Source organism: Azospirillum doebereinerae (genome assembly GCF_003989665.1).
Lineage (GTDB): Bacteria > Pseudomonadota > Alphaproteobacteria > Azospirillales > Azospirillaceae > Azospirillum > Azospirillum doebereinerae.
Genome location: NZ_RZIJ01000003.1, coordinates 207,817 through 226,337 on the forward strand (window position 1 = coordinate 207,817; position 18,521 = coordinate 226,337).

The 18,521-nt window shown below is 68.1% G+C and carries 18 protein-coding genes; 4 read left to right on the top strand and 14 right to left on the bottom strand.

What is annotated here, in order from left to right; translation table 11 throughout:
• Positions 1-342: 342 nt before the first annotated feature.
• The 6 genes from EJ913_RS06005 to EJ913_RS06030 all read right to left on the bottom strand — a co-directional run bounded on the left by EJ913_RS06005 (position 343) and on the right by EJ913_RS06030 (position 5,690).
• Complete coding sequence (locus EJ913_RS06005; RefSeq protein ID WP_126995785.1) at positions 343-1,050, bottom strand: response regulator; 708 nt, start codon at positions 1,048-1,050, stop codon at positions 343-345.
• Positions 1,051-1,081: 31 nt separating this feature from the next.
• A complete protein-coding gene (locus tag EJ913_RS06010) occupies positions 1,082-1,837 on the bottom strand; it encodes an amino acid ABC transporter ATP-binding protein (RefSeq protein ID WP_126995787.1) in 756 nt (251 codons plus the stop codon).
• A gap of 23 nt (positions 1,838-1,860) precedes the next feature.
• A complete protein-coding gene (locus EJ913_RS06015; RefSeq protein ID WP_126995789.1) occupies positions 1,861-3,033 on the bottom strand; it encodes an amino acid ABC transporter permease in 1,173 nt (390 codons plus the stop codon).
• Positions 3,030-4,187, bottom strand: a complete 1,158-nt coding sequence (locus EJ913_RS06020) for an amino acid ABC transporter permease (protein WP_126995791.1) — start codon at positions 4,185-4,187, stop codon at positions 3,030-3,032. The genes EJ913_RS06015 and EJ913_RS06020 overlap by 4 nt, the downstream gene beginning before the upstream one ends.
• 79 nt (positions 4,188-4,266) lie before the next feature.
• Positions 4,267-5,298 carry an amino acid ABC transporter substrate-binding protein gene (locus EJ913_RS06025; RefSeq protein WP_126995792.1) on the bottom strand — a complete coding sequence of 344 codons (1,032 nt, stop codon included), beginning with the start codon at positions 5,296-5,298 and terminating at the stop codon, positions 4,267-4,269.
• A 158-nt stretch (positions 5,299-5,456) separates the two neighbouring features.
• Positions 5,457-5,690: a hypothetical protein gene (locus EJ913_RS06030; protein WP_126995794.1), complete on the bottom strand. Its 234-nt coding sequence runs from the start codon at positions 5,688-5,690 to the stop codon at positions 5,457-5,459.
• 310 nt (positions 5,691-6,000) lie between these two features.
• Between EJ913_RS06030 and EJ913_RS06035 the strand changes: the two genes are divergently transcribed.
• From EJ913_RS06035 to EJ913_RS06045, 3 genes are read left to right on the top strand one after another with little or no spacing between them, the layout of a single operon-like run.
• Entirely contained in the window at positions 6,001-6,537 is a 537-nt protein-coding gene (locus EJ913_RS06035; RefSeq protein WP_238519077.1) for a sigma-70 family RNA polymerase sigma factor, read from the top strand.
• Positions 6,534-6,965: a hypothetical protein gene (locus tag EJ913_RS06040; RefSeq protein ID WP_126995798.1), complete on the top strand. Its 432-nt coding sequence runs from the start codon at positions 6,534-6,536 to the stop codon at positions 6,963-6,965. Before EJ913_RS06035 ends, EJ913_RS06040 begins: the two co-directional genes overlap by 4 nt.
• Complete coding sequence (locus tag EJ913_RS06045; protein ID WP_126995800.1) at positions 6,962-7,414, top strand: periplasmic heavy metal sensor; 453 nt, start codon at positions 6,962-6,964, stop codon at positions 7,412-7,414. The genes EJ913_RS06040 and EJ913_RS06045 overlap by 4 nt, the downstream gene beginning before the upstream one ends.
• Positions 7,415-7,424: 10 nt before the next feature.
• Here EJ913_RS06045 and EJ913_RS06050 read toward each other — a convergent pair whose 3' ends face one another.
• Genes EJ913_RS06050 through hyfB form a run of 6 tightly spaced genes read right to left on the bottom strand, consistent with a single transcriptional unit; the run spans position 7,425 to position 14,572 of the window.
• A complete protein-coding gene (locus tag EJ913_RS06050) occupies positions 7,425-7,949 on the bottom strand; it encodes an NADH-quinone oxidoreductase subunit B family protein (RefSeq protein ID WP_126995802.1) in 525 nt (174 codons plus the stop codon).
• 13 nt (positions 7,950-7,962) lie between these two features.
• Positions 7,963-9,516, bottom strand: coding sequence for a hydrogenase large subunit (locus EJ913_RS06055; RefSeq protein WP_126995804.1), 1,554 nt, complete (start codon positions 9,514-9,516; stop codon positions 7,963-7,965).
• Between the two features lie 10 nt (positions 9,517-9,526).
• Positions 9,527-10,978, bottom strand: coding sequence for a hydrogenase 4 subunit F (locus EJ913_RS06060; RefSeq protein WP_126995806.1), 1,452 nt, complete (start codon positions 10,976-10,978; stop codon positions 9,527-9,529).
• Positions 10,975-11,634, bottom strand: coding sequence for a hydrogenase-4 component E (locus EJ913_RS06065; protein WP_126995808.1), 660 nt, complete (start codon positions 11,632-11,634; stop codon positions 10,975-10,977). Before EJ913_RS06065 ends, EJ913_RS06060 begins: the two co-directional genes overlap by 4 nt.
• Before the next feature lie 5 nt (positions 11,635-11,639).
• On the bottom strand, positions 11,640-12,584 hold the full coding sequence (locus EJ913_RS06070; RefSeq protein ID WP_185909695.1) for a respiratory chain complex I subunit 1 family protein: 945 nt from the start codon (positions 12,582-12,584) through the stop codon (positions 11,640-11,642).
• Complete coding sequence (gene hyfB / locus EJ913_RS06075; protein ID WP_126995810.1) at positions 12,581-14,572, bottom strand: hydrogenase 4 subunit B; 1,992 nt, start codon at positions 14,570-14,572, stop codon at positions 12,581-12,583. Before hyfB ends, EJ913_RS06070 begins: the two co-directional genes overlap by 4 nt.
• 409 nt (positions 14,573-14,981) lie before the next feature.
• On the opposite strand from hyfB, the gene EJ913_RS06080 reads away from it, so the two are divergent.
• Positions 14,982-17,351 (top strand): Tex family protein, encoded by a 2,370-nt coding sequence (locus tag EJ913_RS06080; protein WP_126995812.1) that lies wholly within the window; start codon positions 14,982-14,984, stop codon positions 17,349-17,351.
• A gap of 109 nt (positions 17,352-17,460) precedes the next feature.
• Here EJ913_RS06080 and EJ913_RS06085 read toward each other — a convergent pair whose 3' ends face one another.
• Both EJ913_RS06085 and EJ913_RS06090 read right to left on the bottom strand, forming a co-directional pair.
• A complete protein-coding gene (locus tag EJ913_RS06085; protein ID WP_126995814.1) occupies positions 17,461-18,093 on the bottom strand; it encodes a LysE family translocator in 633 nt (210 codons plus the stop codon).
• Positions 18,094-18,217: 124 nt separating this feature from the next.
• Positions 18,218-18,493, bottom strand: a complete 276-nt coding sequence (locus EJ913_RS06090) for a hypothetical protein (protein WP_126995816.1) — start codon at positions 18,491-18,493, stop codon at positions 18,218-18,220.
• Positions 18,494-18,521 lie beyond the last annotated feature (28 nt).

Below are 18,521 nucleotides of genomic sequence, written 5' to 3' on the forward strand. Positions count from 1 at the left end.
TGAGGCTTTGAACGATTTAGCGTCCATATGTGAATGAGCTGTGACTTTTCATTTGCATTTGAGACAAGCAAAAACAGGAGACATCAGAGGTTTATGAAGCTTTTTGGAAAAGACCAAGAAAGACTGCCCTGTTACGAATGAGAAACCGGACAAGCTGAACAATGTCTGGTTTTGGTCTGTTTAGGGCTTGGGCACATGCCTTTGTGCGTTGCACAAAAATAAACCACGAAGATGAGCGAAAAAAATTTCGCTCATCTTCGTGGTCAGTTTGCCGAGCGCGTGGCCGCCGAAAGGATGCACGACGGGGGAGTTGGCCCGGGGTTCCGCTTGGAAGGAAAACCCTCAGCCGCCCTGCGTCACATCCCCGGCGAACAGATAGCCGGTGCCGTGAACGGTGACGATCAGGCGCGGGTCGGCCGGATCGGGCTCGATCAGGCGGCGCAACCGGCGCACCAGACTGTCGATGGTGCGGTCGGTCGCGTCCGACTTGCGCCGGGTCGTTGCCGTCAGCAGATAGTCGCGGTTCATCACCCGGCCGGGGTTGCAGACGAAGGTGGACAGAAGCTCGAACTCGGCCCCGGTCAGCCGAACCGGCCGGTCCTGCGGGTCGGTCAGCCGCATGCGGTCGAGGTAGAGCGTCCAGCCGGAGAAGCTGCGCCGCCGGTCGTCCCGCGCGCTGCCGGGCGCCTTCAGGCGCCGCAACAGATTGCGCACGCGGGCCAGGATCTCGCGCGGCTCGAAGGGTTTGGCGATGTAGTCGTCCGCCCCCATTTCCAGCCCGATGATGCGGTCCAGTTTCTCGCCCCGGCTGCTGACCAGAATGATGCCGATCTCCGAGGCCGCGCGCAGTTCGCGGGTCAGGGTCAGCCCGTCCTGGCGCGGCAGCCGGATGTCCAGCAGCACCACGTCGACGGACTCGACGGCCAGCAGCGCCTTCAACTCCTCGGCGCTCTTGGCGAGCAGGACGGTGAAGCCCTCGTCCGACAGGTAGGACTTCAGCGTCTCGCGCGTGACCGCGTCGTCGTCGGTGATGGCAATGGTCGCCGCCATGCGCGGGTCCGTCCCTTCCGTCCCGCCGGTCTCAATGCTCCAGGATCTGGCCCAGGAACTGGCGGGTGCGTTCGCTTTTCGGGTTTTCGAAGAACTCGGCCGGTGACCCGCTCTCGATGATCGAGCCTTCGGCCATGAAGATGATAGAGTCCGCGACCGACCGGGCGAAGCCCATTTCGTGGGTGACGCAAACCATCGTCATGCCCTCGTTCGCCAGCTCGATCATGACGTCGAGCACCTCCTTGACCATCTCGGGATCGAGCGCCGAGGTCGGCTCGTCGAACAGCATGATCTCCGGGCGCATGCACAGCGCGCGGGCGATGGCGACGCGCTGTTGCTGGCCGCCGGAAAGCTGGCCGGGGAACTTGTGCGCCTGGTCCGGGATGCGGACGCGGCGCAGGTACATCATGGCGATGTCCTCGATCTCCGACTTGGCCATGCCGCGCACCCAGATCGGCGCGAGGGTCAGGTTCTGAAGGACGCTCAGATGCGGGAACAGGTTGAAGTTCTGGAACACCATCCCGACCTGCTTGCGGACCTTCTCCACCGACTTCACGTCGTCGGTCAGCTCGGTGCCGTTGACGATGATGTGGCCGGTCTGGTGCGCTTCCAGGCGGTTGATGCAGCGGATCATCGTCGACTTGCCCGAGCCCGAGGGGCCGCAGACGACGACCTTCTCGCCCTTGCCGATGGTCAGGCTGACGTCCCGCAGGGCGTGGTAGCTGTTGTACCACTTGCCGACCTTGCGGAGTTCGATGATGGCGTTGGCGCTTGTTGCGGCGGTCATTGCAATGCTCTCCACGAAGCCGGTCAGCGGCGGTTGTAGCGGTTCGCCATGCGCTCCAGCCATTGGCTGTAGCGGGACATGCTGAAGCAGAAGATCCAGAACAGCAGCCCGGCGAAGACATAGACCTCGGCGAAGAAGGGGCGCCATTCGGGGTCGGTGGTCGCCACCGTCGCGGCGGTCAGCAGGTCGTACAGGCCGACGATGGTGACCAGCGAGGTGTCCTTGAAGCAGGAGATGAACTGGTTGACGATCGGCGGGATCACGATGCGCAGCGCCTGGGGCAGGATGATCAGCCAAGTCTTCTGCCAGTAGCCCAGCCCCAGCGCGTCGGCCGCCTCGTACTGCCCCTTGGGGATCGCCTGCAACCCGCCGCGCACGGCTTCGGCGAGATAGGCGGCGGTGAACAGGGTCAGACCGGCCAGCGCGCGCAGCAGCTTGTCGATGGTCACGCCTTCCGGCAGGAACAGCGGGAACATCACCGAGGCCATGAACAGCACGCTGACCAGCGGCACGCCGCGCATCAACTCGATGAAGCCGACGCAGATGGTGCGGATCGCCGGCAGCGACGACTGGCGGCCGAGCGCCAGCAGGATCGACAGCGGGAAGGCCAGCGTGATCGAGAACACCGACAGCATCAGCGTGATCGGCAGCCCGCCCCACTTGTCGTTGGGCACATGGGTCAGACCCAGCACGCCGCCCCACATCAGCACGCCCATGCCGACCAGCACCAGCGCCCAGGCGACGGCGAGACCGGGCCGCCAGAAGGCGCGGACGCCGCTGACGCCCAGCATCGCCACGAACAGGGCGCAGGCCAGGAAGGGGCGCCACTGCTCGTCGTAGGGGTAGGTGCCGAAGAAGATCAGCCGGTGCTTGACGACGATGATCGACCAGCAGGCCCCGGCCCCGGCGCGGCATTCCTCGGACGTGCCGAGCCATGTGGCGTCGAGCAGCACCCAACTGACCACCGGCGGCACCGCGAACCACAGGATGGCGAGGCAGGCCAGCGTCAGGACCGTGTTCAGCTTGGTGTTGAACAGGTTGTCCTTGGCCCAGCCGAAGGGCTTGAGGGAGGTCATCCCACCTTGCGCACCGTAAGGCGAGGGCGGGGTCGAGGCCTGCGAGGGCTCCTCCTCGTAGGAGGCGGCCCAGCCGGCGGGCGGGACGGTCGAGGGGGGCGGGGAGAGATCCTTGCTCATCGCGTCACCAGGGCCAATTTTTGGTTGTACCAGTTCATGAAGCCGGCGATGAGCAGGCTGATGACCAGATAGACGAGCATCATCATCGCCACCGCCTCCACCACCTGGCCGGTCTGGTTGGCCGAGGTGTTGGTGACGCTGACCAGATCCGGGTAGCCGATGGCGACGGCCAGCGAGCTGTTCTTGGTCAGGTTCAGGTATTGGCTGGTCAGCGGCGGCACGATCACCCGCAGCGCCTGCGGCAGGATGACGAGGCGCAGGATGTGCGCCGGGCTGAGGCCCAGCGCCAGACCGGCCTCCGTCTGCCCATGCGGCACGGCGAGGATGCCCGACCGCACGATCTCGGCGATGAAGCCGGCGGTGTAGACCGACAGCCCGATCAGCAGCGCCGTGAACTCCGGCGAGACCGAGGCGCCGCCTTCGAAATTGAAGCCGGTCAGCACCGGAACGTCGAAGGCGAAGGGCGCGCCGCTGACCAGGAACACCGCGACCGGCGGCAGCGACACGGCGGCAAGCGCCACGGGCAGGGTGGGGAAGGGCTTGCCGGTGGTTTCGCGGTGACGGCGGCCGTAGCGGACGACGGCTAAGGCGGCGGCGATGCCGAGGATCAGCGCCAGGAAGGCCCAGCCATGGCCGGGGTGCTCGACGAAGACCGGGAATTTCAGGCCGCGGTTGCTGAGGAAGATGTGGGGCAGAACCTCCATCGCCTCGCGCGGGCTGGGCAGCCGGTTCATGATCGTGTACCAGACCACCAGTTGCAGCAGCAGCGGCACGTTGCGGACCGTCTCGACGAAGACGGCGGCGAAACGCCCGACCATCCAGTTCGACGACAGCCGCGCCACTCCGATGGCGACGCCCAGGATCGAGGCCAGCACCACGGCGGCGGCCGACACGGTCAACGTGTTCAACAGGCCGGCGACCAGCGCCTTGAGATAAGTGTCGGAGGCGGCGTAGGCGATCAGGCTCTCGCCGATCTCGAAGCCGGCCTCGCGCTCCAGGAAGCCGAAGCCGGTGGCGACGCCGCGCGTGCCGAGGTTGGTCAGGGTGTTGGAAACCAGATACCAGCCGAGGGCGACCGTCGCGGACAGGAACAACGCCTGATACAGCCAGCCCCGCACGCGCGCGGAGTTCAGCGCTTGGACAAGTTTCGACATCTCACGCTCCGTACGGGGGAGGGGAGGCGCCGGGAGCGAAGAACGGAACGCTTCCCGGCGCCGGTTCCGGAACCGCCCGTTACTTCAGCGGCGGGGCGTACATGATGCCGCCCTCGGTGTAGAGCGCGTTCTGGCCGCGCGGCATCTTCAGCTTGGAGCCGGCGCCGACGTTGCGCTCGTAGCTCTGGCCGTAGTTGCCGACCTGCTTGACGATGTTGTAGGCCCAGTTCTCCTCGACGCCGAGCGCCTTGCCGTTGCCGGCGGTCACGCCCAGCAAGCGCTTCACGTCGGGATCGGGGGAGGTCATGGCGGCGTCGACCGTCTCGGACGTGATGCCCTTCTCCTCGGCCTGGACCATGGCGTAGAAGGCCCAGGTCACGAGGTTGGTCCATTCCTCGTCGCCCTGGCGGATGGCCGGGGACAGCGGCTCCTTGGAGATCAGCTCCGGCAGGATCAGGAAGTCGTTGGGGTTGGAGGTCTCGGCGGCGCGGATGGCGGCGAGCTGCGAGGCGTCGGAGGTCAGAGCGTCGCAACGGCCGGCGAAGAACGCCTTGTGCAGTTCCTCGTTCTTCTCGATGACGACCGGCTTGAAGTTCATCTTGTTGGCGCGGAAGAAGTCGGCGACGTTCTGCTCGGTCGTGGTGCCGGGCAGGACGCAGACGGTGGCGCCGTTCAACTGCTTGGCGCTCTTCAGCCCCAGCTTGGCCGAGACCATGAAGCCCTGGCCGTCGTAGTAGTTGGTCGGCGCGAAGTTCAGGCCGTTGGCGGTGTCGCGGGTCAGCGTGCGGGTGGTGTTGCGCGACAGCAGATCGACTTCGCCCGACTGGAGGGCGGGCAGGCGCTGCTGGGCCGACAGCGGGGTGTACTTGACCTTCTCGGCGTCGCCGAACATGGCGGCGGCGACGGCGCGGCAGACATCCACATCCAGGCCGGTCCACTTGCCCTTGTCATCGGGGGCCGAGAAGCCGTACAGCCCGAGATTGACGCCGCACTGGACGTAGCCCTTCTGCTTCACGCCGTCGAAGGTCGCGCCGGCCTGCGCGGTGCCCGACAGGGCGAGCGGAAGAGTCACAACAGCCGCGAGAGCCGCCGCCTGGAGTTTGCTGATCACCCGAAGTCTCCTTGCTCTGCGAACGATCCGACCGCCGAACCGTTCGAGGGAGACCATCGGTTAAGGCCTTGAACAAATTCCTCCGCGTTTGTGAACAGAATGAGGAGCGTTGTGCACGGCTTGGTCATAGGATCATCGGCCAGGGGAGGGGGCGGCCCTCATTCGGCGGCCACCCGGAGATCGGGCTTCGGGCGATGGTCGGAAGTCCGGCGGCCCATGGTGATGTTCTTGGGCGCCCGGATCTCGCGGTTGCGCCACGTCCAGCATTCGCCGGTCTCGTCCTGGAAGCAGACCCAGCACAGATCGTGCTCCGGCCCGTAATCGATCAGGAAATGGGCGAGCGCCGGGCCCTTGGGCGTGTCCATGGGAAGGGGCGGGTTCAGTTGCAGCATCGGGGGTGGTTCCTCAAGGCGGTTCGGTGGGCGGCTTGGCCTCGTTCTGTGAAGGGTAAACGCCGCCATGGCCCGGATCGTTCAACGGTCGGAAGCCACCTCCCCCAAAGGGACATGAAAAGCGCATAATTACAGTTATGGAAAATAAATGATCTTCATGCGATATCGCATAATGCGGGTTCCAGAGAAAATGCCGCAGCCCGCGCAGGATTGTCGGACCCGTATCGTATAACCTATCGAAAGCAATCTGGAGCGGACGGACAAAGGCGTGGAGCCTAGGGAAGACGATACGGTTTCCGATGAGTCCTTGATGGCGGATGCCGCCGCTGGAGACCGAAAAGCCTTCGGAACTCTGACGCGCCGGCACATGCGGCGCAGCCTTGCCTTGGCCCAGCGCGTCGTCGGCAACGCCAGCGACGCGGAGGAGATCGTGCAGGACGCTTTCCTTCAAATCTGGGCGAATGCCGACCGCTGGCGGGGCGACGGGACGCGGTTCACGACATGGCTCTACCGCATCGTCGTGAACCGGTCCATCGACTACCGGCGACGGCGGAGCTTTGCGCCGCTGGATGCCGCCGAGGAGATCGTCGACCCGGCCTGGAGCGCCGAGACGCTGATCGACGGGCGCCGCATCGGCGCGGAGGTCGACGCCGCCATCGCCGCCTTGCCGGAACGGCAGCGTGCCGCGCTCAGCCTTTGCTACCATGAGGAGATGACGTGCGCGGAGGCGTCGGAGGTTCTGCAAGTTTCGGTTTCGGCAATGGAAAGTCTTCTCGTGCGTGCGCGCCGTGTGGTACGCGCACGTCTTCAACCCCTGATCCGTCAGAAGGACGGCGTACGGCCATGACACTCAAAGAGTTCAAACGCTACGCCGCGGTCCATGGTGCCAACCTCGACCGCTGGCCCCCCCAGGTCGCCCCCGAGGCGCTGGCCCTGCTCGACGACAGCGAGGAGGCCCGGCGGGAGTTGGGCGACGCGGCGATCACCGACCAACTGCTGAACGCCGCAACCGCGCCCGACCTGTCGGACGAGCGCGAACAGCGGGTCTACGATCGCATCTTCGAACGGCTCGCCGAACGGACGGTGCCGGAGTTCGTGCCATGGTTTCTCGCGAAATCCCCCCTGCGCGCCGCGCCGACCGCCGGGTTCCTGGCGGCGATGGCGGTTCTGGGCTTTCTGACCTACAATCAGGCCGTCCTGCCCTTTCAGCGGACGAACTCCCTGGATTTGTCCGGCGCGATGATCGTCAGCAGTTATTTGGGAGAGACTCGATGATTCCGACTGCGACGCCGACTGCCCGGCGCCGTTGGCCGTGGTTCCTTCTGGTCGGTTCCCTGGCGGTGAACATGCTGGCCGGCGGCTTCGCCGTCGCCCATATGCTGCGCCCTCCCCCGCCGCCGCCGGGACCGGAGGCGGTCGCCCATTTCATCGACGGCGTCTCCAAGCATCTGCCAGCGGCCGACGCGGCGATCCTGCGCAACGCGCTGGACGAGGCCCGGCCATTGTTCGCCCGCATGGACGAGAAGCGCGCCGCCTTCGGCCCGCGCCTGCGGGCCGAATTGGCCGCCAAGCCCTTCGACCAGGAGCGCCTCAAGGCGCTGATCGACGCCAATCGCGTCGAGGACGAGCGGCTGCGGGGAGAGATCGACGACCGTGTGGTGACGACTCTCGGCCGCCTGTCCCCGGAGGCGCGCCACCGCCTGTCGGAAAGCCGCGTGCCCTGACCTTCCAAGGTCAGGGCGCGGTCGCGTTCCGCTCCAGAAGAGCCAGAAGCCCGGCCAGCAACTCGGCCGGGCGGGGCGGGCAGCCGGGAATCCGCAGATCGACCGGCAGCACCGCCTCCACCGCGCCGACGCAGGCGTAGGATCCCGCAAACACCCCCCCGTCGATGGCGCAGGCGCCGCAGGCCACCACCCATTTGGGATCGGGGGTCGCTTCCCAGGTCCGGCGCAGGGCGTCCGCCATGTTCCGCGTCACCGGGCCGGTCACCAACAGCACGTCGGCGTGGCGCGGCGAGGCGACGAAGCGGATCCCGAAACGCTCCACATCGTAGACCGGGTTGTTGAGCGCGTGGATTTCCAGCTCGCACCCGTTGCAGGACCCGGCGTCGACCTGTCGGATCGACAGGCTGCGGCCCAACCGCGCCTTGGACGCGCGGTCGACGCGGCCCGCCAACTCGGCCAGGGCGGTTTCGGACGGACCGGGCGACGCCTCCGTCACCGGCCCGCCGGTCAGGGACCGCAGAATGTGCTTGAACACCGGCAGCCTCCCCTTACAGATCGTGGCCCGAGTAGGAACAGTTGAAGGACTTGTTGCACAAGGGAAAGTCCGCGACGATGTTGCCCTCGATGGCGGCTTCCAGCAGCGGCCATTGGAACCAGGACGGGTCGCGCGGGTGGCAGCGCCCGATGGTGCCGTCCGCGTCGACGCGGACCCAGGTCAGGATCTCGCCCCGAAAGGATTCGACCAGCGCCATCCCTTCCCCGCCCCGCCCCGCCGGCATGGACGCCAGCGGCGGCGGCGTGATGCCGTCCGGACCGCGCGGGACACCCGGCATCCGGCGCAGGATCTGGTCGATCAGGGACAAGGACTGCTCCACCTCGCGGATGCGGATCCACAGGCGGGCGTTCACGTCACCCTCGGTCAGGACCGGAACCTCGAACTCAAGCTCGATGTAGGGCGCGTAGCCCGGCGCCTTGCGGGCGTCCAGACCACGCCCCGACGCCCGCCCGACGAAGCCGCCGGCCCCGAAACGGGCGGCCAGACCGGTGGTGACGATGCCGGTCGACAGCGTGCGGTCCTGCAGCGACGCCTTGCCGTCGTAGACCGCGACCAGCGGTGCAAAGCGGCGGCGCAGTTCGGCGGTCAGGTCGAACAGACGCTTCGGCCCGGTCTCCGCGATGTCCAGGGCAACGCCGCCGGGCACCACCCGGTCCATCATCAGCCGGTGCCCGAAACAGGAATCGGCCGCGCGCAGCACCAGTTCGCGCAGTTGGCCCAGCTCGGCCAGCAGGAAGGAAAAAGCCGCGTCGTTGCAGACCGCGCCGATGTCGCCGAGATGGTTGGCGACACGCTCCAACTCCGCCATCAGGGCGCGCAGCCAGACCGCGCGCGGCGGGATGTCGACGCCGAGCGCCGCCTCGACCGCTTGGGCGAAGGCGATGGAATGGGCCACGGTGCTGTCGCCGGACAGCCGGGCGACGATCCGTGCGGCGTCGGTGGGCGTCTTGCCGCGCATCAGCCCCTCGAGGCCCTTGTGGACGTAGCCAAGCCGCTCCTCCAGCCGCACCACCGTCTCGCCGTTGGCGGTGAAGCGGAAATGGCCGGGCTCGATGATGCCGGCATGCACCGGTCCAACCGGGATCTGGTGCAGGCCGTGGCCCTCCGCCTTCAGGAAGGGATAGGGTACCGCCGTCGCCCCTTGTTCCGGCGCGTCGGCCAGCGGATGGCGCACGCCCCAATGGCCGTGATCCAGCCAGGGGCGGTCGTCGGAGATCCCCTCCGCCGTCAGGCCGAACAGGTCGCAGGCCGCGCGCTCCAGCCGGATCGCGGCGGGGCGGACGGCGGACAGGCTGGGGAAGCGGCCCTCCGGGCAGGGCAGGCTGATCACCGCGACCTCTCCCGCCGCCTCCGCGCGCAAGGCGGCGTGGACCGCCGCCGGCTCGCCCCACAAGCCCAGCAGCGACCAGTCGGCGACGCCCAGATTCTCGATCAGGGTCAGCCAGCCGGCGCGGTCGGTGACGTGGCGCGGCCAGGGCCGGTGATCCGGCACCGGACGGCCGATGCGGGCCAGCAGGCCGAACAGGGTGTCCTCGCCCTCTTCCATGCGCCCTCCCCTATCCCAGCAACGCGGCGACGGTCTGGAACCACCCAACCAGCGGTCCCGGCAGCCACAGCCCGGCCAGCAGCACCAGCGCCAGATGCGCGTAGAGCGGAACCAGCGTGCCGTGGATCGGCCTGCCCGCGCCCGCCGCTTCGCCAACGCTGGGCTCACCAAAGCATATTTGCTGCACCCGCAGCACCAGCGCCCCGAAAGCCAGCAGAATGCCGCCGGACAGCGCCAGCGCCAGCAGCGGCTGGCGCGCGAAGGTGCTGGTGATCAGCAGGAACTCGCTCATGAACACGCCGAAGGGCGGCAGCCCGGCGATCGCCACCACCCCGGCCAGCAGGCCCCAGCCGAGCGCCGGATGGCTGACCGTCAGCCCGCGGATGCCGTCGATGCGCTGGGTTCCCGTGACCTGCACCGCATGCCCGACGGCGTAGAAGATCGCCGATTTGGTCAGGCTGTGCATCGCCATGTGCAGCAGCCCGGCGAAGCTCGCCAGCGGCCCGCCGATCCCGAAGGCGACGGTGACGATGCCCATGTGCTCGATGGAGCTGTAGGCGAAGAAGCGCTTGATGTCGCGCCGCCGGTACAGCATCAGCCCGGCCAGCAGCAGCGACATCAGGCCCATGGCGATCATCAGCGGTCCCGGCGCCATCGCCGCCCCGTTCGCCGCCAGCAGCATCTTGAAGCGCAGCACCGCGCAGAGCGCCACGTTCAGCAGCAGCCCCGACAGCACGGCGGAGATCGGCGTCGGCCCCTCCGCGTGGGCATCGGGCAGCCACGCGTGCAGCGGCGCCAGACCGATCTTGGTGCCGTAGCCGATCAGCAGGAAGACGAAGGCGAGGTTCAGGATGTTCGGGTCGATCCGGGCGGCGTGCTCCAACAGCAGGGTCCAGGTCATCGCCGCCATTCCCGGCCCCATCACCGGCTGCGCCGCCAGATAGATCAGGATGGTGCCGAACAGGGCGAGCGCGATGCCGACGCCGCAGAGGATGAAGTACTTCCACGCCGCCTCGATGCTGGCCGCCGTGCGGTAGAGGCTGACCATCAGCACGGTGGTCAGCGTCGCTCCCTCCACCGCCACCCACAGCACGCCGAGGTTGTTGGCCGACAGCGCCAGCAGCATGGTGAACAGGAAGGCCTGGTACATGGCGTGGTAGAAGCGCAGCCGCAGCGGGTTCAGCGTGCCGCTCTCGACCTCGTGCCCGATGTAGCCGGCGGAGAACACCGAGGTCGTCAGCCCGACGAAGGCGGTCAGCCCGATCAGGGTGACGTTGAAGGCGTCGAGCAGCAGGAACACGCCGGCCGCCGGCTCCGCCGCGAACAGCGGCAGCGCCGCCGCCAGGGTCAGCGCGCTGGCCCCGACGTTCAGCCGGGCGGCCAGCCGCCAGCCCGGCACCAGCGCCAGCAGCAGGGCCGAGACCAGCGGGATCCCCAGGACCAGAGGCAGGAAGGGGGTCAATCGCTTTCCCCTCGGAAGCGCTCGATCCGGCGCAGGTCGAGCGTGTCGAAGCGCTCGCGAATCTGGAACAGGAAGATGCCGAAAATGATGAAGGCGACCATCACCGAGAAGGCGATGGACATCTCCACCACCAGCGGCATGCCGGCGACGCCGACCGCCGCCAGGATCAGCCCGTTCTCGATCGACATGAAGCCGACGACCTGGCTGACGGCGTTGCGCCGCGCGATCATCATCAGCAGGCCTAGCAGCACCACCGAAAGGGACAGCGCCAGATCCTCGCGGGTCAGGGCGGTCGCGTTCTCGGTCACCGGCAGGACCAGCAGGATCGACAGGGTGACCAGCGACACCCCGGCCAGCATGGTCAGACCGATGCCCAGCGCCGGCTCGACCGTGCGGTGGATGTTCAGTCGCCGGACGATGCGGTGCAGAGCGACCGGGATGGCGATGGCCTTCAGCGTCAGGGTCAGCAGCGCCGTGATGTAAAGGTGCGGCTCGTCATGGGCGTAGCCCTGCCACGCGGCCGCCGCGCTCAGCGCCAGGGCCTGCACCGTGAAGACGTTGAGCAGCGCGAACAGCCGGCGCTGGTAGAGCAGCGCGAAGCTGGTCAGCAGCACCAGCGTGCCGAGGAGATGGGCCGCGTCGTAGCCGAAATCCATGGCCCTCACACCCCGCGCGACACGTAGAGGAAGATGGCGCCGAGCAGGCTCAGCAGCAGGGCGCCGCCCAGGAACTCGCCGACGCGGAAGACCCGCATCTTGGCGATGGAGGTCTCGAACAGGGCGAGCGCCGCTCCGGCCAGGGCAAGCTTCGCCAGGAAGGCCAGAAGCCCGACGATGGCGCTGCCCCCGGTGGGGGGCGCCATGCCCCAGGGGGCGAAGACGCAGGCGATCAGCGCCGCGTAGAGCAGCAGCTTGAGCATCGCCGCCGCCTCGATCAGCGCCAGATGACGGCCGGAATACTCCAGCACCATCGCCTCGTGGACCATGGTCAGTTCCAGATGCGTGGCCGGGTTGTCGATGGGGATGCGGGCGTTCTCGGCGATGGCGACCATCACCAGCGCGATCAGCGCCAAGGCCAGCGAGACCCGCAAGCCCACCGCCCCCGACATCATGAACCCGGCGATCTCGGCCAGCGAGGTGGAGCGGACCAGGATGGCGACGGAGAACACCACCATCAGCATGGCCGGTTCGGCGAGCGCCGCGATCATCATCTCGCGCGAGGAGCCCAGCCCACCGAAACTGGTGCCGGTGTCCATCCCGGCGAGCGCCAGGAAGAAGCGGGCGGTCCCCAGCAGCGCGATCAGCGCGATCAGGTCGGCGGTGGGCGCCAGGGCGAGTTGCGTGGTGAAGACGGGCACCAGCCCGGCCGCCAGCCAGATCGCCGTGAACATCACGTAGGGCACGGAGCGGAACAGCCAGGAGGCGTTGCGGGCGAGCACGACCTCCTTGCGCAGCAGCCGCATCAAGTCCCGGTAGGGCTGCACCGGCGACGGCCCCCGCCGCCCGACCAGCCGCGCCTTGACCAGCCGGATCCAGCCGGTCAACAGCGGCGCCAGAACCAGCACCAAGGCCATTTGCGCAATCTGGTGGAAAACCGCCGCGATCATGGCCGCACCACCGCGACCAGAATCAGCACCAGGACCAGCGCCGCGAACATCAGCGTCAGGTAGCTGCGGATGGTCAGGAATTGCAGCACGTCCGCTTGGCGGGTCAGCCAGTCGACCGCGCGCCGCAACGGCGTGAACAGGAAGGCCCAGGCCGGATCGGTCCAGGTCACGGTCAGCCGCGCGGGCCGGGTGTCGCCCGGCTCCGGCATCTCGACCCGGTCGCGGGCGGCGAACACCGTGCCGCCGAAGACGCGGCGGATCGGCTGGGCGAAGCTCGACGCGCTGTATTGCGAGACGGCCAGCGGATCGGGCTCTTCATGGCCGCAGCCCCAGGCGGTGGACCAGCGCACCCGGTCGGACGCCCGGCGGTGGATCACCAATACCAGCACGACCGACAGCGCTGCGATCACCGCCAGCAGCACCAGCCCGTTGTAGGAATTGCCGATGGCCGAAGTCGGGGACAGCCAGATCCAGGGCTGGTAGGCGCGGTCGTCGAACGGCCCGGCGTCGACCATGGCGCGCACCGCCGGCTCGAACAGCCGGATCAGCGGCGTCGGCAGCACGCCCAGCACGACACACAGCACCGCCGGCACCACCATGCCGATCCGCATGGCCGAACCGACCTCCCCCGCCCGCTCCGCCTCGGCCGAGCGGGGCCGCCCAAGGAAGGCGATGCCGTAGAACCGCACGAAGCAGGCCGCCGCCAGGGCCGCCGCGAGCGCCACCGCCGCCCCGACCACGGCGATGCCGATCTTCAGCGACCACTCCGGCAGGGCCGGGGCGTTGAGGATCGCCTGGAACAGCAGCCATTCGCCGACGAAGCCGTTCAGCGGCGGCAGCGCCGAGATCGCGGCGGCACCGACCAGCGCCAGGAAGGCCGTCGTCGGCATGCGGTGGATCAGCCCGCCCAGCCGGTTCAGGTCGCGGGACCCGGTCGCGGTCAGCACGGCACCGGCCACGTAGAACAGCAGGCTCTTGAACAGGGAATGGTTGACGACGTGCAGCAGCGCCGCGCTCAGCGCCAGGGCGGCGATGACCGGCGTGTGGCTGGCCTTGAAGACCAGCGCCAGCCCCAGCGCGATGACGATCACCCCGATGTTCTCGATGGTCGAGCAGGCCAGCAGCCGCTTCACGTCGTCCTGCATCAGGGCGTAAAGCACGCCCATCACCGCCGTCGCCGACCCCGCCGCCATCAGCGCCCCACCCCACCACCAGACCGGCTCGCCCAGCAGGTCGAACAGCACGCGGACCAGGGCGTAGACCGCCACCTTGGTCATCACGCCGGACATCAGCGCCGACACATGGCTGGGCGCGGCCGGGTGGGCCAGCGGCAGCCAGACGTGCAGAGGCACCAACCCGGCTTTCGATCCGGCGCCCAGCATCACCAGCAGGACGGTCAGCGCGGCGGCCCCGCCCTGAGGCGCGTGGGCGCGGATTGCGTCGAAACGGTAATCGCCCAAGCCCCCGGCGAGCAGGCCGAAGGCCAACAGCAAGCAGGCCGTGCCGGCGCTCGCCATGACGAGGTAGAGACGCGCGGCGTCCGGCGTTTCCGATTCACGGTGGGTGGACAGCACCAGCAGCCAGGAGGCCAGCGACATGAACTCCCACGACACCAGGAAGGTGAAGGCGTCGTCGGCCAGCAGCACGAGGCTCATGCCGGCCAGGAACAGCGGGAAGAAGGGCAGAACCGGGCCGGACGCCGCCGCGTGGCCGTGCGCGTGGGCGCGCTCGTAACCCCAGCCGAACAGGCTGGCGGTGACGCCGCCGAAGCCGACGACGAGCAGGAAGAAGGCCGACAGCCCGTCGGCCCGCAGATGCGCCCCGATCCAGGGAATTCCCATCGGCAGGGTCAGCGCGACCGGCGCGCTCCGCCCCGCCAAGGCGACCGCCGCCCACAGCGCGATCACCCCGCAGGCCGCCGCCGTCCCGCCATAGACGGCCGTGCCGGCCCAGCTTTTCCGGCGCGCCGCGACGGCGAGTCCCGCCATGACGAGCAGGAAAAGGATGGCTGCGAGGAGAAACGCCAAAATCCCAGACCGGTTGGAGTAATCCCAACCGATTGTAAGGATGTTTCCCCCCAGCTTGGCAAGGGGAAAAACTCTGTCGCGCCCCGCTCCGATGGTCGCGGGAGTTGCCCAGAAAAAAGGCGGCTCAGCCACAGATGCAGCGAGCCGCCTTGAGTTTGGTTCGGGAGGAAACGCAACCAAGTTGCACGCACAGATGTAGCGCCAACATGGTTAACGAGCTGTGAACGGGGTCACGGGAAAGTGCTGCTACCACCTTTTTGCGAAAATCCCGACCCGACACGCCTTGACCATCGGGAGACTGGTCGGCCCACCCCGATCGCGGTATAGGAGCGGCCTTCCGGCTTCCATAACCAGCGCGGTCCCCATCCTCATGCTGTCCATCAGCCAGCGCATCGCCGACGAATTGTCGGTCCGCGAATCCCAGGTCGCCTCCGCCGTCGCCATGCTCGACGAGGGCTCCACCGTGCCCTTCATCGCGCGGTACCGCAAGGAAGCGACCGGCGGTCTGGACGACACCCAGCTCCGTAATCTGGAGGAACGGCTGGGCTATTTGCGCGAACTGGAGGACCGCCGCGCCACGATCCTGTCCACGATCCAGGAGCAGGGCAAGCTGACGGCGGAATTGGAACGCCAGATCAAGCAGGCCGACACCAAGACCCGGCTGGAGGATCTCTACCTCCCCTACAAGCAGAAGCGCCGCACCAAGGCCCAGATCGCCCGCGAGGCCGGGCTGGAGCCGCTGGCCGACGCGCTGCTGGCCACCCCCGCCAAGGCGCCCGAGGCCGAGGCCGCCGCCTTCGTCGATCCGGAGAAATCGGTCGCCGACGTGAAGGCCGCGCTGGACGGCGCCCGCCACATCCTGGTCGAGCGTTTCGGCGAGGACGCCGAACTGGTTGGCCGCCTGCGCACCGCCATGGCCGAGAAGGGCGTCGTCACCTCCAAGGTGGTCGAGGAGAAGAAGGCCGAGGGCGCCAAGTTCTCCGATTACTTCGACTTCTCGGAGGCTTGGGCGAAGGTGCCGTCGCACCGCGCGCTGGCGCTGTTCCGGGGTCGCGCCCAGGGCGTGCTCGACATCGGCCTGGACCTGCCGGTCGAGGAGGGCCAGCCCCACCCCGCCGAACGGACCATCGCCGTCCACACCGGCATCAAGGACCAGGGTCGCCCGGCCGACAAGTGGCTGTCCGACGTGGTGCGCTGGACCTGGAAGCTGAAGATCGGCCCGCATGTCGAGACCGACCTGATGGGGTCGTTGCGCGAACGGTCGGAGGACGAGGCGATCCGCGTCTTCGCCCGCAACCTGCACGATCTGCTGCTGGCCGCCCCAGCCGGGCAGCGCACGACCATCGGGCTGGACCCCGGCATCCGCACCGGCGTGAAGGTCGCCGTGGTCGATTCCACCGGCAAGCTGGTGGAGACGGTCATCATCTACCCGCACCCGCCGCGCAACGACTGGGACGGCTCCATCGCCGTGCTGGCGGCGCTGGCCCACCGGCACAAGGCCGAGCTGATCTCCATCGGCAACGGCACCGCGTCGCGCGAGACCGACAAGCTGGCCGCCGACCTGATGAAGCGCCACCCGGAACTGTCGCTGACCAAGCTGGTGGTCAGCGAGGCCGGCGCCTCGGTCTATTCGGCGTCGGAAACGGCGGCGCTGGAGTTCCCCGGTCTGGACGTCAGCCTGCGCGGCGCCGTGTCCATCGCCCGGCGGCTCCAGGATCCGCTGGCCGAGTTGGTGAAGATCGAGCCGAAATCCATCGGCGTCGGCCAGTACCAGCACGACGTGGCCGGCGGCAAACTGGCGCGCTCGCTGGACGCCGTGGTCGAGGATTGCGTGAACGCCGTGGGCGTGGACCTCAACACCGCCTCGGTCCCGCTGCTGACCCGCGTGTCGGGGCTGAACGAGACCATCGCCCGCAACATCGTCGAGCACCGCGACCGCAACGGCGCCTTCCGTTCGCGCAAGCAGTTGCTCGACGTGGCGCGGTTGGGACCGAAGACCTTCGAGCAGGCCGCCGGCTTCCTGCGCATCCGCGCGGGCGACAACCCGCTTGACGGCTCGGCGGTCCACCCGGAAGCCTATCCGGTGGTCCAGCGCATCCTGAAGACGACCGGCCGCGATCTCGGCAGCCTGATCGGCGACGCCCGCTTCCTGCGCGGCCTCGACGCCGAGGCGTTCACCGACGAACGTTTCGGCCTGCCGACCGTCGAGGACATCGTCAAGGAGCTGGAAAAGCCCGGCCGCGACCCGCGCCCCGAGTTCAAGACCGCGACCTTCAAGGACGGCGTGGAGGAACTGAAGCACCTTGAAGTCGGCATGATTCTGGAGGGCGTCGCCACCAACATCACCGCCTTCGGCGCCTTCGTCGACATCGGCGTCCACCAGGATGGGCTTGTCCACATCTCGCAGCTGTCCTCCAGCTTCGTGAAGGATCCGCACACGGTCGTGAAGGCCGGCGACGTGGTGAAGGTCAAGGTGCTGGAGGTCGACATCCCGCGCAAGCGCATCGCCCTGACCATGCGCCTGACGGATGCGGCGCCGCGCCCGGCGCCGGGACAAGGCCCGGCCGGCGAGCGCGGCCCCGGCAACCAGCGTCCGGGGATGGGCAACCGTCCGCAAGGCGACCGCCGTCCGCCGCCCTCGCCCGCCCCGAAGGCTCCGCCCAAGCCCAAGGCTGCGGAGCCGATCAACAGCGCCTTCGCAGAGGCGTTCGCGCGGGCGCAGACGGGGAAGAAGAAGTAGTCGCACCGCTGTGCCCCCTCCCCATCCCTCCCCCGCTGGCGCGGGAGAGGGGGCCGGAGACTTGTCGGCGTTCAGCGGAGTTCCCTCTCCCGCCGAAGGCGGGGGAGGGTTAGGGAGGGGGCACAGCGGTGTCGACCATCAACCGAACCCCCAACGCCCCCATGGCCGAGGCCGCAATCCGGTCGATCCAACTCTTTGACCGCAGATAGGCCGCGCGCGGCCGCCCCGCCGAGAACGCCACCGCCACGACCGCGTACCAACTCGCCTCGATCAGGAAAATCGACGGCGGCAGGACGGCCAGAAGCCAACCCGGCGGATCGGCCGGAAGCAGGGCGGCGAAAATGCTGCCATACACGATGGCGGTCTTCGGGTTGCTGAGCTGGGTCAGCAACCCGAACGCAAAGGGCTTGAGCAGGCCCGCCGGTGCTATCATTCCACCCATCGCCAGCGGCGCCGAGGCGCCACGCCAGAGGCGGATCGCCAGACAGACCAGATACAGTCCACCAGCCAATTTCAGCAGCGCGTAGGCCCACGCGACTTGCATCAGCAGCGCCTGGAGCCCCAGCAGGGCCAGAGCAGCGAAGAACACCCCGCCGACGCCCATGCCAAACGCAGCGGCCAGACCGGCGCCGCGTGACACCGCGACCGCCGTCCGGGCGACGAGCACGAAGCTCGGCCCCGGACTGACGGCGCCGGCCGCCAGAGCGCCGAGAATTCCCAACAAGGCGAAGACCGGATCCATGCAGCACCCCACCGGCTGTGTCGAGCGCAGAGTAATGCAACCGGGGCGTCCGGTCAAAAAAAGCCCCTCGTTCGCGGGGGGAACGAGGGGCATAGAGCCGATGGCCGGACCGGTTACGGGGATGTCATTCGGCCGCCATCAGCGCCGGAGCCTCGGCGCGCGAGCGCCCAGCCGCCGTCCGGTTGGAGGCGACGTAGCGGTCGAGCGCCGCGAGGCATTCCGTGATCGTCCCGGACCCCACCGCCTTGCAGTCCTCGAAGGCGTGGGGATCGGGCCGGAACCAATGGGTGATGTAGCATTCCTCACGCCCGTCCAGGCTGAGGGTGAGCGCGAAGCGGCCCTCGCGCCCGATCTGGGATTGAGCGGCGCGCAGATGCGCCTGGACCTCCTCGATCATCATGGCTGTCGTCCTTTCTGGTCGGGCGAAA

What these genes read in the sequence shown, in the direction of transcription:
- EJ913_RS06005 (WP_126995785.1), bottom strand. Translation starts at nt 1,050, where the DNA reads ATGGCGGCGACCATTGCCATCACCGACGACGACGCGGTCACGCGCGAG.
- EJ913_RS06010 (WP_126995787.1), bottom strand. Translation starts at nt 1,837, where the DNA reads ATGACCGCCGCAACAAGCGCCAACGCCATCATCGAACTCCGCAAGGTC.
- EJ913_RS06015 (WP_126995789.1), bottom strand. Translation starts at nt 3,033, where the DNA reads ATGAGCAAGGATCTCTCCCCGCCCCCCTCGACCGTCCCGCCCGCCGGC.
- EJ913_RS06020 (WP_126995791.1), bottom strand. Translation starts at nt 4,187, where the DNA reads ATGTCGAAACTTGTCCAAGCGCTGAACTCCGCGCGCGTGCGGGGCTGG.
- EJ913_RS06030 (WP_126995794.1), bottom strand. Translation starts at nt 5,690, where the DNA reads ATGCTGCAACTGAACCCGCCCCTTCCCATGGACACGCCCAAGGGCCCG.
- EJ913_RS06035 (WP_238519077.1), top strand. Translation starts at nt 6,001, where the DNA reads ATGGCGGATGCCGCCGCTGGAGACCGAAAAGCCTTCGGAACTCTGACG.
- EJ913_RS06040 (WP_126995798.1), top strand. Translation starts at nt 6,534, where the DNA reads ATGACACTCAAAGAGTTCAAACGCTACGCCGCGGTCCATGGTGCCAAC.
- EJ913_RS06045 (WP_126995800.1), top strand. Translation starts at nt 6,962, where the DNA reads ATGATTCCGACTGCGACGCCGACTGCCCGGCGCCGTTGGCCGTGGTTC.
- EJ913_RS06055 (WP_126995804.1), bottom strand. Translation starts at nt 9,516, where the DNA reads ATGGAAGAGGGCGAGGACACCCTGTTCGGCCTGCTGGCCCGCATCGGC.
- EJ913_RS06065 (WP_126995808.1), bottom strand. Translation starts at nt 11,634, where the DNA reads ATGGATTTCGGCTACGACGCGGCCCATCTCCTCGGCACGCTGGTGCTG.
- EJ913_RS06070 (WP_185909695.1), bottom strand. Translation starts at nt 12,584, where the DNA reads ATGATCGCGGCGGTTTTCCACCAGATTGCGCAAATGGCCTTGGTGCTG.
- hyfB (WP_126995810.1), bottom strand. Translation starts at nt 14,572, where the DNA reads ATGGCGGGACTCGCCGTCGCGGCGCGCCGGAAAAGCTGGGCCGGCACG.
- EJ913_RS06080 (WP_126995812.1), top strand. Translation starts at nt 14,982, where the DNA reads ATGCTGTCCATCAGCCAGCGCATCGCCGACGAATTGTCGGTCCGCGAA.
- EJ913_RS06085 (WP_126995814.1), bottom strand. Translation starts at nt 18,093, where the DNA reads ATGGATCCGGTCTTCGCCTTGTTGGGAATTCTCGGCGCTCTGGCGGCC.
- EJ913_RS06090 (WP_126995816.1), bottom strand. Translation starts at nt 18,493, where the DNA reads ATGATGATCGAGGAGGTCCAGGCGCATCTGCGCGCCGCTCAATCCCAG.